At 55.6% G+C, this 12,973-nt stretch carries 12 protein-coding genes and 1 tRNA gene; 9 read left to right on the forward strand and 4 right to left on the reverse strand.

Going from position 1 to position 12,973, the window contains the following annotated elements:
• The 4 genes from FEAC_RS07705 to FEAC_RS07720 all read left to right on the forward strand — a co-directional run.
• A partial coding sequence (locus FEAC_RS07705) for an IS630 family transposase (protein WP_152623141.1) occupies positions 1 to 649 on the forward strand: 649 nt, incomplete at its 5' end.
• Positions 650 to 868: 219 nt separating this feature from the next.
• The gene (locus FEAC_RS07710; protein WP_035392409.1) at positions 869 to 2,194 is read left to right on the forward strand and encodes an FAD-binding oxidoreductase; all 1,326 of its coding nucleotides are present in this window, start codon (positions 869 to 871) and stop codon (positions 2,192 to 2,194) included.
• Between the two features lie 13 nt (positions 2,195 to 2,207).
• Positions 2,208 to 2,807 carry a class I SAM-dependent methyltransferase gene (locus FEAC_RS07715; protein WP_052566030.1) on the forward strand — a complete coding sequence of 200 codons (600 nt, stop codon included), beginning with the start codon at positions 2,208 to 2,210 and terminating at the stop codon, positions 2,805 to 2,807.
• A 157-nt stretch (positions 2,808 to 2,964) separates the two neighbouring features.
• Positions 2,965 to 3,603, forward strand: a complete 639-nt coding sequence (locus FEAC_RS07720) for a DoxX family protein (protein WP_052566032.1) — start codon at positions 2,965 to 2,967, stop codon at positions 3,601 to 3,603.
• A 65-nt stretch (positions 3,604 to 3,668) separates the two neighbouring features.
• Here FEAC_RS07720 and FEAC_RS07725 read toward each other — a convergent pair whose 3' ends face one another.
• Entirely contained in the window at positions 3,669 to 4,238 is a 570-nt protein-coding gene (locus FEAC_RS07725) for a TMEM165/GDT1 family protein (RefSeq protein ID WP_052566034.1), read from the reverse strand.
• A gap of 493 nt (positions 4,239 to 4,731) precedes the next feature.
• Positions 4,732 to 4,815, reverse strand: a tRNA-Leu gene (locus FEAC_RS07730).
• 105 nt (positions 4,816 to 4,920) lie between these two features.
• On the opposite strand from FEAC_RS07730, the gene FEAC_RS07735 reads away from it, so the two are divergent.
• Genes FEAC_RS07735 through pknB form a run of 5 tightly spaced genes read left to right on the forward strand, consistent with a single transcriptional unit; the run spans position 4,921 to position 10,711 of the window.
• Positions 4,921 to 5,580 carry an FhaA domain-containing protein gene (locus FEAC_RS07735; RefSeq protein WP_052566035.1) on the forward strand — a complete coding sequence of 220 codons (660 nt, stop codon included), beginning with the start codon at positions 4,921 to 4,923 and terminating at the stop codon, positions 5,578 to 5,580.
• A gap of 3 nt (positions 5,581 to 5,583) precedes the next feature.
• Positions 5,584 to 6,072 (forward strand): FHA domain-containing protein, encoded by a 489-nt coding sequence (locus FEAC_RS07740; protein WP_035389240.1) that lies wholly within the window; start codon positions 5,584 to 5,586, stop codon positions 6,070 to 6,072.
• Positions 6,069 to 7,247, forward strand: a complete 1,179-nt coding sequence (locus FEAC_RS07745; RefSeq protein WP_052566037.1) for a Stp1/IreP family PP2C-type Ser/Thr phosphatase — start codon at positions 6,069 to 6,071, stop codon at positions 7,245 to 7,247. Before FEAC_RS07740 ends, FEAC_RS07745 begins: the two co-directional genes overlap by 4 nt.
• Positions 7,244 to 8,716 (forward strand): peptidoglycan D,D-transpeptidase FtsI family protein, encoded by a 1,473-nt coding sequence (locus tag FEAC_RS07750; RefSeq protein ID WP_035389242.1) that lies wholly within the window; start codon positions 7,244 to 7,246, stop codon positions 8,714 to 8,716. The genes FEAC_RS07745 and FEAC_RS07750 overlap by 4 nt, the downstream gene beginning before the upstream one ends.
• A gap of 12 nt (positions 8,717 to 8,728) precedes the next feature.
• Positions 8,729 to 10,711, forward strand: a complete 1,983-nt coding sequence (gene pknB / locus FEAC_RS07755) for a Stk1 family PASTA domain-containing Ser/Thr kinase (protein WP_052566040.1) — start codon at positions 8,729 to 8,731, stop codon at positions 10,709 to 10,711.
• A 144-nt stretch (positions 10,712 to 10,855) separates the two neighbouring features.
• Here pknB and FEAC_RS07760 read toward each other — a convergent pair whose 3' ends face one another.
• On the reverse strand, positions 10,856 to 11,425 hold the full coding sequence (locus tag FEAC_RS07760) for an anthranilate synthase component II (RefSeq protein WP_236684622.1): 570 nt from the start codon (positions 11,423 to 11,425) through the stop codon (positions 10,856 to 10,858).
• A 352-nt stretch (positions 11,426 to 11,777) separates the two neighbouring features.
• The gene (locus tag FEAC_RS07765; protein WP_035389246.1) at positions 11,778 to 12,956 is read right to left on the reverse strand and encodes a thiolase family protein; all 1,179 of its coding nucleotides are present in this window, start codon (positions 12,954 to 12,956) and stop codon (positions 11,778 to 11,780) included.
• Positions 12,957 to 12,973 lie beyond the last annotated feature (17 nt).

A 12,973-nucleotide genomic window follows, 5' to 3' on the forward strand; every position in this document is an offset into this window, starting at 1 on the left:
GAATGATCCAGAGTTCACCGAAAAGGTCAGAGACGTTGCTGGGATCTACTTGAACCCTCCAGAGGCGGCCATCGTCCTCTGTGTTGATGAGAAGACCCAAGTACAGGCCCTTGATCGCACCCAACCCATACGTCCGATGGTGCCAGGGGTTCCCCTGCGTCAAACGACTGAGTACAAGCGCAACGGTATCAGTAATCTCTATGCCGCCCTCAACGTAGCCTCTGGCAAGGTCATCACCAAGATGACCGTTGCCCATAGGGCCATAGAGTTCATCGAATTCCTAGAGATCATCGACAAGAACGTACCCAAGGAGCTGGGCGTTCATGTCGTCCTTGACAACTACGCAGCCCATAAGACCGAATCGGTCCGCATGTGGCTCCTCGCCCACCCGAGATTTCAGTTCCACTTCACGCCGACGTACTCGTCCTGGATGAACCAGGTAGAAAGATGGTTCTCAGCCCTCACCACCAAGTACCTACAGCGCAGTGTTCATCACAGTGTAACCGAACTCAATGAAGGAATTACCGAGTGGGCCGAGGCCTGGAACAAGAACCCCAAGCCCTTCATCTGGACCAAGAGCGCCGACGAAATCTTCGCTTCTATGCAGAAATATCTGGGTCCTAGTGTTTCTGAGCAAACTTCAGACTAGGGACACTAGCTAGGCAATCTTCAAAGTTGACGACGAGTAGCAGATCGACCGCGACCGGAAACATCGGCTGTTTCGGCAGTTGATGGCGGGAACAATTCAACTCAAAGGGATCATCCTTGGTGTCGAACCGATGCCACAGCTAGCTAGGATCGCATTCTCTCGTGCTCCCTCTCGAGCACTGGCTGCAATCCTCAGGTGACGTTCCACTAGTGTGAGGATGTGGTCAGAAATCTCGATCTGCCCAGATCAATTACGGACAGCGTAAGCGTCACCGACCCCGATATCATCGCCCACTACTGTCGCGATTGGACAGGTCGCGTAGTCGGTAGCACCGATCTGTTGCTGCGTCCTAGAAATCATGCCGAGCTAGTCGAACTAGTAAGACACGTCGGGGCGCACAAGGAAAGGATATTGGTTCAGGGAGGCAACACCTCTCTCGCAGGTGGCTCGGTTCCGCTAAACAATGAGATCCTCCTTAGCACTGAGCGACTAACTACGATCAAGGTGGATCCGGCGTCGATGACCGCAAGCGTCGGAGCCGGAGTGAAACTCGCAGATCTACAATCAGAGATCGCTCGCCATGGACTCGCCTTTGGCGTCGATATTGCATCACGAGGATCCGCGACCCTTGGAGGCATGACGGCGACCAACGCAGGAGGAATCCACGTGCTCCGATATGGTCCAATGGCGGATAACATCGTCGATCTATCTTACGTCTTTGGGGATGGATCTACGAAAGAGCCTCGCGAGGCACTGCTAAAGGATGCAACTGGACCGTCGATGGCGCGACTACTAGTCGGCTCGGAGGGGATTTTTGGGATCATTACCTCGGTGACCCTCCGACTGCTCGCACAGCCTCAAAGTCGTCTTGTGGCAATAACACCGTTACAATCACTTGAAGAGGGTATCTCCATTGGCACCAAACTTCGTGGAGATGTCGCAGCGATCAGCGCGATTGAGTTTCTAGGCCCAGAGGCCGTCCAGCTTGCGCCCTCGAATCCACCTTGGGCGATAAGTCCAGGAGGGGCACTGCTCATTGAGGTTCTCTCCGAGGCACTGACCTTTGCCGACCAACTCGACAAACTTGGACTCGACCGAGAGTGGGTGATCGCAGATGACCCAAAGAGAGTCACAGATCTCTGGTCATGGCGCGAGGAGATCCCTGGATGGATAGCTCGAGTCGGGAAACCGCTAAAGTTAGATCTGTCTGTACCCATCAATGGTCTGCCTAACCTCTATCAGCTAGCCCAAATGACTGCCAAGGAGGCCGGGGTCCAATGCTACTGCTTTGGCCATCTCGGCGACGGCAACCTGCACGTCAACCTAGTAGGCGAAGATCGCTCGTTGGAGAGAGTCTCGCGTTCGATCTACCAACACGTAGTGGACCTCGCAGGCGCTATCAGCGCTGAACATGGGATCGGAACGCTCAAGAAACAGGAGCTAAGTATCGTGCAGTCCGCTGCAGAACGCCGCCAGCTCACACGACTAATAGACATATTTAACCCAGGACGAGTGATCAATCCAAACGTTATGATGGACTACTGACAAGGAGGCGCAATTGAGTGGAGCCACGGCGTGGAACCAACGCTATCGCGAGAGCGACAGGTTGTGGATTCCGGATGCTGACCCATCGCTAAAGGATGCAGTAGCGCACATCGCGCCAACCGACGCACTAGACCTCGGATGCGGAGAAGGGCGAAACTCCCTCTTTCTCGCACGCGCTGGCTTCCAGGTCACTGCTGTCGACTTTGCTGATGTCGCCCTGGATCGACTTCAGGCAGTAGCCGGCAACGAGGGGCTCACGATCGAGACCATCTGCGAAGACATGTTTACCTACCTGACCACAGCACAATCTTTTCACTTCGTAGTGCTTGCGAACATCCATCCTGAACGCCGAGAGCGCCTCAATCTGTACGAGCGTCTACACCACATAGTAGCCCCTGGGGGCTGGCTCTACATTATCGGTCACCACGTCGACTCTTTTGGCATTGCAGGCCCTCCCAATAAGGATCTACTCATCGATGAGGAGGAGATCCGCGCCGCCTTCAACGGTTTTTTGGTACATACGCTCACCAAGGTCTCTGATGTCTCTGACCATGGGCATGCTGCGCCCTCCTTGGTTGCAGTCTTAGAGCGCCCAATCGAATTGCCGACTTAGCTTTCAGAACCCTAAATATCGACAACAACTGATCATCAGCCCCTATGGACCGAAGTCCCTACTCGCCGATGCCCAATGCCACTGTGCTCCCTCTACTCGGCTGCCTAGAACGACAGTTAGCTCCAAAGCTGGAGCAAGGGACTAAGGAGTAGTCGTCATGGCAAAGGTTGGCATCATAGGTCATAGAGAGACAGAGTCCAAGAGTACGAAGTACATAGACACCACCACTATCGAGGAGCCAAGAGTCGCTCGCTACGTCTTCGCCGGCAAGGCGGCCTCGTGGATCTGGTTGATCGTGCGACTATGGCTTGGCTATGAGTGGATCAACGCAGGTGTCTCCAAGCTCTGGGGAGCTGAGTCAGCTGCCTTCTGGAGGACTGGCCTCGGCGTGAAGGGCTTTGTCCTCGGTGCAATCGCTGAGTCCAAGGGACCCCATGCTCAGGTCTCCTACGGCTGGTGGGTAGCGATCCTCCGTCACGGTGTACTTCCTCACTACCTGCTTGTTGCTCGTATGGACGCCGTTGCTGAGTTTGCGATTGGGATCCTGTTAGTCCTTGGAGCCTTCACTGCTATTGCCGCCTTCTTTGGACTGGCACTCAACTTCAGCTACGTGTTCTCCGGTGCGATCTCTACGAACCCAGTCTTTATCATCCTTGGCATCGGGTTGGTACTGGCATGGAGGAACGCTGGATGGCTGGGGCTAGATCGCTACCTACTCGGGAGACTTGGAACTCCATGGCAGCACCGCACCACCTCTCCATCTGAACCACGCGCGCAGGAGTCAACCAACCGCTAATCCACCCGCACCACCCGCACCACCCAGGCTCCTTCAGGAGCAGAGGTGGTGTGGGTGGTGTCTTGCTACATACCGATTCCTGCGAAGGATAGCGCAGCCAGGATCAACATGATGATGCCAGCCAACGTATAGAGCAACCGCTGGGAGAGGTGCTGGGTGAAGCGTGTCAGAGCTACCGCGGTCGTAATCGATATTGCCATACCAATGGTTGCAGCGAGTCCAACGAAAAAGGGTGAACCGGTAGCGAGGGCAAAGCCTGCAGTGGTGGCTTGGGTGACGTCGCCGAGTTCGGCCAGGAAGAAGATCACGAAGATCATGATCCAGCTGCTGGAGCGCCGATCGTCCTCTGACTCCTCCTCCTCTCCCCGGAAGGCCTTGATGATCAGGAATATTCCGATTATCGCTAGAACGATGCCGGTCACGATATGTATCAAAGATCCCTTGAGGAGGAGTCTGATTGAGTTGGCGAGAAAGGCGACTATGAAGGCCTCGAGCCCAACGGCAGTGATCGCGGCTGAGACAGTTTTCAATGCTCCGTTGCGCCGACTCAGAAGCACAGCGGCCACCATCGATTTGTCGGTGAGCTCGGCCGCGAGGGTGACCACCAGGATCAGTAGGAACTCGGTCAGGTTCACGATCGGTTGTGTTCGTTGCCGGTGTCAGTGCTTAGCACAGGGCGTGCCGTAGATAAAGCAAACGAGAGTCGTTGGGTGATCATCTGCTTGTTCAGCTCGGTTCCTGTCTGCATTTCATAACACCTGATCCCTTTCGATTGAGAACGCCAGCTGCTGAACCGAATCCGTTGATCCCTGAGCCTAGTATCACTCGCGCACTATTTAGAACGAGAGGATTGCGAGGGGCGGTCCGAGTGAAGCCGCAGTGTTGATCTGTGCTCTTTGGCAATCCAGTCGACACACAAACCTCTCATTGAGCTCAAACCAGTCCTGCCTGAGCGAAACCGATACTCCTGTCAGGTCACGAACTGTCTGCTGGTCCTAGCCGTCGTATAGCCCAAGTGCCGCTGGGTCTAGAGACAGGCGTCGCCCTGGTTCAAGGCCACGACTAAAGACTGGTTTGGCGGACCTGACATGCCTTTGAAATCTGTAAAAATGCCTTCTGGCCAACTTGTGGGCGAGGGGGGACTTGAACCCCCACGAGGTTGCCCTCACAGGAACCTGAATCCTGCGCGTCTACCAATTCCGCCACTCGCCCAGAGGACTCATCATAACCCGAAAACGGCCCTTCTGCTATACTACTTGACGTATCAGGGGAAAAAGAAGGCTGGTTTCATCGATTCCTGGTTATAGTGCTAATGGAGTGGGTCTCGAATCGTTCGAACGTAAGATCGCGGCTGTGGTGGAGTCAATCTTTGCCAAGGGCAGTCCGCGTGGCATTGAACCAGCTGAGCTGGGGCGTAGACTCGTGCGCGAAATCGAGCGCTCGAGCCGCGTTGGAGTGCGTTCTAATATCGCTCCCAATATGGTCACAGTAGCCTTGTCGCCTGAAGACCTGCAGGAGCTGCGTCCATTGCGAAACCGCGTAGAGGGTGAACTGCGAGTTCTGGCAGAGGAGACGGTTGAGGCTGGAGATTACGAGCTTCTTGGCCCGATCGTACTCCAGCTAATCGAGGACCCTGAACTCAAATCAGGGACGTTCTACATCGATTGTGACTTCCGTGAAGAGCAGGGGTTTGCCGACCGATGGGAGCTGGTGTTTGCAGATGGTTCTCAGCTTAAACTTGGCCTTGGAACGCACGTGATCGGTAGGCTAGCCGGATCTGCTGTATTCGTTGATAACCCCAGAGTCTCTAGGCGTCATGCCGAGATTGTGGTCGAGGAGGGTCGTGTTACCGTTTTCGATTCTGGTTCTACCAATGGCACTTTCGTCAACGGCGTCAAGATTTCCCGCCCAACCGAACTCAACCCTGGAGATGTGGTAACTGTTGGAACGACGGATCTCACGGTACGCAAGGGTTAATCGATGCCACTTCTACTGTTGAGCGCGTTGAAATACGTGCTAATCGCACTGATCTGGTTGTTCTTTCTGTTTGCTATGCGTGCCGTCTGGCGAGAGACGCGAAGACAAGCACGCACCACCGTGTCAACCAATCTTGTGGCGGTGCCGATCAATGAACCGACGTCAAATGCCATCGCTGTCGGTACACACAAGCAGAAGGGATCTGGAAAGGTACTGGTGCTAGAGGGGCCTTACTCCGGCAAGACCTTCACATTTGAGACCCCGGCGCTGGTCGGTCGGGATTCAGGATGTTCGATCGTCTTGTCTGAGGATACGTTCGTCTCTCAACGCCACGCTGAGATTTACCTTGATCGGCGTCACATCATCGTGGCAGATCTGGGTTCGCGGAATGGCACCTTCGTCAACGGCGATCAGATTGATGCGCCGATGCGGGTCACGAAGGGTGATGTGATCCAGCTTGGCAAGACCGCCTTGAAGGTCGTGGCCAAATGAGGATTACCTATGCCGCGAAGACCGATCCCGGGCGAGTGCGAGCGCAAAATCAAGACAGGCTTTATGCAGATGGCTCGCTCTTTATAGTCGCTGACGGCATGGGTGGCCATGCAGGTGGTAACGTAGCCGCCGAGGTAGCCGTTACAGAGACAGTGGCATCACTCAAAGCAGGTAACGAGCCTGAGCGAGCAATACAGACAGCGAACCGCTCGATACTAGAGCGCGCAGCCAGTGAAGTTGCACTTGAGGGCATGGGTACCACCCTCACGATGGCCTTAGTTGATGCCAATGAGTCAATGGCTGACGTTTTCAATGTGGGTGATTCACGCGCCTATCTATTGCGAACAGGACAGCTCATCCAGCTCACCAACGACCACACCTTTGTTCAGGAGTTGGTAGATGCTGGCTCAATCACGCACGAGCAGGCAGCCACCCACAGGGCCAGGCACGTCTTGACTCGGGTGGTTGGTGTGGCCACGGAGGTTGAGCCAGATCACTTCCGAGTCCCACTGCAGTACGGTGATGTTCTTCTGCTGTGTTCGGATGGCCTCATCAACGAGGTGTCAAATGTCGAGATCGCGCAGGTATTGGCCAGTCGGCTGCCAGATGAGGCCTCTGAGACGTTGGTTCGAATGGCGAACCAACACGGCGGCAATGACAACATCACAGTTGTGGTGGTGAGGCTGGATCACCCAGATCGTGAAGCGGTGCTGTTGGCCGAGGAGGCCCAGCCATCGATGGCGGCGCCGGAGGTGATTCCTCGATCTGAACGATCGTTGAAGACGAATCGGATCCCATCTCCTTTGCCCACTCACATGACCGAGCGATCCGCAATCTCGCGCCCACTTGTGCGGGCCACAATGTTCCTCTTCTTGTTGGCGATCTTTGCCGGTGTCGTGGTACTTGCGATTGATATCTACGTACAACACTCCTACTTCGTGGCGGCTCTTGGAAACCGGGTAGCCATCTACCAGGGGAGGCCGGGAGGTGTGTTGTGGTTCAATCCACACGTTGTTGATTTGACCGGCGTGCGACTAGACCGACTTGCACAAGGAGTACGGACTCAAATTCAACATGGCATCAGTGAGGGTTCGCTCGCACAGGCAAAGCAGTTTGTCTACAACGCGAAGCGGCAGTTCCAAGCGACGACGGTTGCGTTCGGAGGCTTGGGATGAGGCGACGTATCACTCTAGTAGGCGCATTGTTTTTGTTGATCTTTGCGTTGCTGTTCCTTCAGCTGAACGATCTTCAGATCGCGAAGGCTAATAGTCTTGCCAACGCGCCGGGGAACTATTCCGCGATCATCAAGGCGTTTTCGACGCCGCGTGGTCAGATCTTAACTGCGAACGGTCAGGTGATGGCGGGCTCTGTACCCTCCACTTCGCAATACAAGTACCAACGCGTCTACCCCCATGGCTCCCTCTACGCTGACGTGACTGGTTACTACTCGCTGATCTATGGAACTTCAGGACTCGAGTACGAGTACAACAAGTATCTCCAAGGTCACATAGCAGCGCCGAGTTCGCTAGGTCAGCTCTTTACTAAGAGTTACACCACCGATTCTGTAGTCACCACGTTGCAATCCAGCTTGCAACAGACGGCGTACAAGGCACTGGGTTCGCTCAAGGGCGCTGTCGTCGCCCTTAACCCAAAGACTGGAGCCGTGTTGGCGATGGCGTCGAATCCAACCTATAATCCGGCCCCATTGGCGTCTGCGAACGGAACCACGGAGCAGAATGCTTGGAAGAGTTACATCTCAAACTCGCAGCAGCCACTCTTGAATCGAGCGATCTCACGTGCCTATCCACCCGGTTCGACCTTTAAGATTGTCACGACGTCTGCCATATTCGACCATGATCCGAAGTTGGCTCGCGTCAACTTCCCACCAGTAGCCACGATTGCGCTTCCGCAGACCAGCCATCATCTGCATAATTATGCCTATGAGGTGTGCGGAGGTGAGCTCCCGGTGCTCTTGGCGGTATCATGTGACACCGGTTTCGCACAGATCGGCCTGCGCCTAGGGGCCTCGAACCTCCATAACGAAGCCGAGAAGTTCGGCTTCAATCAGGTCCCTCCGATCGATCTACCTGGAGCGGCCGCTTCCACCTTCCCCTCCACCTCTTTCTTCTCGCAGAATCTTCCCCAGCTTGCGTTTTCAGCAATTGGCCAGGGAAATGATCAGGCGACTGCGTTGCAGATGGCCTTGGTTGGAGCTGGGATTGCAAATAACGGTACTATCATGGCTCCGCATCTACTTGGGCGTGTCATCTCGAGCCAGGACGCCACCGTTACCTCGTTCCAACCCAAAGTGTGGAAGGTTGCTACATCGCCATCGACCGCTGCCAAGGTCACTCAGCTGATGGTGGGCGTAGTAAAGAGCGGTACAGCGGCCGGTATTGCGCTGCCAGGGATACAGATTGCTGCGAAGACAGGCACAGCTCAGACGACGTTGACTAGCCACTCCAACATCGTTGGACAGTCAGACAACTGGATGGTTGCGTTTGCGCCAGCTCAGAATCCAAAGATCGCTGTCGCAGTCGTCGTGCCCAAGCAGCCGGGTCTCTCGGCTAATCCAACGGGAGCACAGTATGCAGGGCCGATTGTGAAGGCAATGCTTGCAGCAGCGCTAGGAGTCAAATCGTGAAAGTTGGGCTAGATGACTGAAGACCAGCAGGGTCAAACCTTTGGAACACGCTATCGTCCAGAGCGTTTGATTGCTCGTGGTGGAATGGCCGATGTGTACGAGGCGCGTGATCTACTCCTGGATCGACTTGTCGCGCTAAAGGTTCTGTTCCCCGAACTCTCCACCAACCCCACCTTTGTGGAGCGATTTAGGAGAGAGGCACAGTCGGCGGCTGCGCTTTCACACCCCAACATCGTCTCTGTTTATGATTGGGGCCCGGCGAACTCCACCTACTTCATCGCCATGGAGTTGGTGACTGGATCCACACTCGCCGACGTCATCCGTGAGTCGGGCACGGTAGCGCCTGGCCGCGCAGCCGTTATTGGAGCCGATGTCGCTCTCGCTCTCGCCTTCGCCCATCGTCACGGAGTTGTACATCGTGACATCAAGCCATCGAATGTTCTGTTGACAGAGGATGGCATGGTTAAGGTCGCCGATTTTGGGATCGCTCGGGCGGTTACAAATGACGAGGATCTTACTCAAACTGGAGCGGTACTCGGGACTGCAACCTACATCTCACCGGAACAGGCACGGGGCGAGGACCTCGACGGACGAAGTGACGTCTACTCACTCGGAATCGTCATGTATGAGATGCTGACCGGTACGGCCCCTTTCCTTGCGGAGACGCCGATCGCGGTGGCGTACAAGCATGTGACCGAGCGCCCAGCGGCTCCGCGTTCGATAAATCCATCGATTCCGCCCGCACTCGAGACTATTGTGCTGAAGTGTCTACAAAAGGATCGGGCCAATCGCTACAGCGACGCTGGCGAGCTTCGTTCTGATTTACTTCGTTTTCTCGATGACCGTCCTATCCGAGCCGGAACCGTCGAGATGGCGGCCGTGGCCGAGACGACGTTGCTTGCCGCTGGAGTCACGACGGCCGGTCCGAGGACCCAGTTTATCTCGCCGATCGAATCCACCTCGTCTATCCCCATTGTTGGTGCCAACTCGACCCAACCCAAGCGTCGCCATCGTGTCTGGCCGTGGATCTTGCTGCTGATAATAATTCTCCTGCTTGCAGCCGCAGGTATCATTTTCGGTAAGAAACTCCTGGCCTCACATGCAAGGCCGAAGCCGACTGTGACGACTGTTCTGGTACCAAATGTGACCGGAGCTGGTGAACAGGGCGCGACTTCGGCGTTAACGCGAGCTGGCCTGCAGTCCAATATTCAGTTTAGGAACTCGTCACAGTCCTCTGGCACTGTGATCGGTGAGAGTCCGAGGGGAGGGTCTCGCGCAAAGAAGGGGTCAACGGTGACGTTGCTGGTATCAAGCGGTCCGGCATCGGTTACCGTCCCAAATGTGAAGGGACAATCATCTGCGACAGCTGAGTCGACGCTCTTGGCGAAGAGCTTCAATGTCTCAACGAACTATAAGCATGCATCGGCTTCGCAGGGGACGGTCATCGGTGAATCACCAGCCGCTGGTCAGTCGGTGGCTAAGGGTTCAACCGTCATTTTGACGGTTTCAAGTGGCCCGTCTCAGTTGACAGTTCCAAACGTTGCAGGCGACAGTCTTGCTACCGCCTCTAATAAGCTCGGATCTGACGGGTTGCAGGTGGGTAGCGTTAGCTACCAGACGAGCAACTCGGTGCCAAGTGGAGACGTGATATCTACCTCGCCGTCCTCCGGCTCCCAGGTGGCACCGAATAGCTCAGTGAACCTCACTGTCTCGTCAGGGAGTTCGACGGCGGTGCCTAACGTTGCTGGGGATACCGTTGCAAAGGCGACGACAACCCTGCAAAATGCCGGTTTTACCGTTGCGTCCCAGAACCAATACCAGACGAGTTCTACGGTGCCAAGTGGAGACGTGATCTCGACGACGCCCGCGTCTGGGACTCAGGAACCCGCAGGTACCTCAATTACGCTTACGGTTTCTAGTGGGTCGTCCCCGACGAGTCCGACCAGTCCTGGTAGCGGTGGCGGCGGCTCTGGTCCGCCCTCCGCATCCGGTTGACCTGAACTGAGCACCGTCTGAAGTTAGCAGGTTTTGCCACTTCTCGGTAAGAGGTTCGTCGTCTTGGCAGTCACAATTTGTGTCGCGTGTTAGCTCACTGCTATCAGGTAGTGGACGCAGCGTGCTGACACCACTCCGCGAATGTCATTGGTTAAGAAAGTTGCTGATCATCTGAAGCCCGTCATCGGAGAGGATGGATTCTGGATGAAACTGTACTCCCTCAATCGGATACCTCCGATGGCGAAGGCCCATGATGATCCCGTCTGAAGTGGTACTAGTGATCGTTAGATCGGAAGGCGTTGTGGCTGGATCCACGACGAGCGAATGATATCTCGTCACAGTGAGCTGAGGAGCGAGGCCGCGAAAAACCCCGGCACCATCGTGGGTGATCAGCGAGGTGCGCCCGTGCATCACTTTCTGAGCACGGACGACGCTTGCTCCGAAGTACTCGCCGATCAGTTGGTGACCGAGACAGACGCCGAGGATCGGGAGATCGCGGTGATTTGCGAGCATGGCGAGTCCGCCTCGCGATGACGACGGTCGACCTGGTCCGGGTGAGATGATGACCGCCTCAGAGGTTCCAATCAACTCCGGGTTATCGGCGATAGTGTCCTCTCGGATGACGGTAGGTATAGCGCCGAGCTTACCCACGTACTGTGAGAGGTTGTAGACGAACGAGTCGTAGTTGTCGATGATGAGAACGTTGCGGAGCACCCTTATCATCGTAGCTACACTCTGACAGCAGGTGAACCGCCACCCTCGAAGCAAGTCGAAAACGGTCGCCCACATTCTCCGCTAGAGACTCTCGCTGCTGAGAAGGGTTCTCAGCTAGATACATCTCTACCTTGGCTTCGGTTGGTTCATCACATTCCGGAGATTTCGATTGTTGTCGTAGATGACGCACACGCTAGGTTGCGCCATCGTTATTTGAGCGCTTTCGGGTGCGCAGCTGTCATGTTTGTTGATGGTGCACCGGCAACGGCTTGAACAGCCATCAGCAGAGCATCAGCTGTCTATGGATACACCTACAGGGCTCACACTGACTCATCAGCGTGATGAGGAGCGTCTAACCCAGCCGCTCAATCACATAAGCATTGGCCATACCGCCACCCTCACACATCGTCTGAAGACCATAACGACCACCAGTGCGCTCGAGTTCATTGACTAGGGTTGCCAAGAGTCGTGTTCCTGAAGCGCCAAGAGGGTGCCCCAAGGCGATAGCTCCTCCGTTTACGTTGACACGATCTGGATCAGGGTGGAGTTCGTTGGCCCAGGCTAGAACGACCGAGGCGAAGGCCTCATTGATCTCGACGAGGTCAATCTGATCGAGGCTGAGGTTGGCTTTAGCCAGCACTCGTTCGGTCGCGGGGATCGGAGCGGTCAGCATGAGGATGGGGTCAGAACCCACTACGGCGAATGAGACGAAACGCGCACGTGGAGTTAGACCTAGTTGTTCGGCACGTTCACTACTCATGATGAGTGCAGCGGATGCCCCATCGGTGATCTGAGATGAGTTCCCGGCGGTAATCTTGCCATCCTCTTTGAATGCGGGGCGAAGGCCAGCGAGCGCATCAAGGGAGGTGTCTGGCCGGATCCCCTCATCGACATCGAGGACAGTCCCTGTCGGTCGTCCTTCTGAGTCGCGAACATCGATGGGCAACAGTTCATGTTTGAATCGCCCCTCGACTGTGGCCTTAGCAGCGCGTTGTTGGCTCTGGAGGGCAAAACTGTCGAGATCTTGACGACTGAATCCCCACTTTTCGGCGATCAACTCAGCAGAGATACCTTGATGAACGAGCCCACCACGGTCGCTATAGCGAGACGCCAGGGTTGGTCCAAACGGTACACCTGGACCCTGTCCCATTGATGACCCCATTGGAACGCGACTCATCGACTCGACACCACCAGCTATGACAACGTCGGCTGCCCCTGAAATGATGGCTTGTGCTGCGAACGCAGCAGCCTGCTGCGAGGATCCACACTGTCGATCGACGGTTGTGCCTGGCACCGACTCGGGCAGATGGGCGGCCAGAACAGCGTTGCGAGCGATGTTCGCCGACTGTTCGCCAACTTGGCTCACGCAGCCAAAAATGACATCGTCAATGATCTGTGGATCTATTGTGGTGCGTTCCAAGATCCCATTGATCACGAAGGCTGCTAGGTCCACTGCGTGCCAGCCGGCAAGGCTGCCATTTCGTCTCCCTCCAGGTGTACGGACGATATCAACAATCACTGCATCACGCATGATCTACCCTTTCGCAT

Source organism: Ferrimicrobium acidiphilum DSM 19497 (assembly GCF_000949255.1).
GTDB lineage: Bacteria > Actinomycetota > Acidimicrobiia > Acidimicrobiales > Acidimicrobiaceae > Ferrimicrobium > Ferrimicrobium acidiphilum.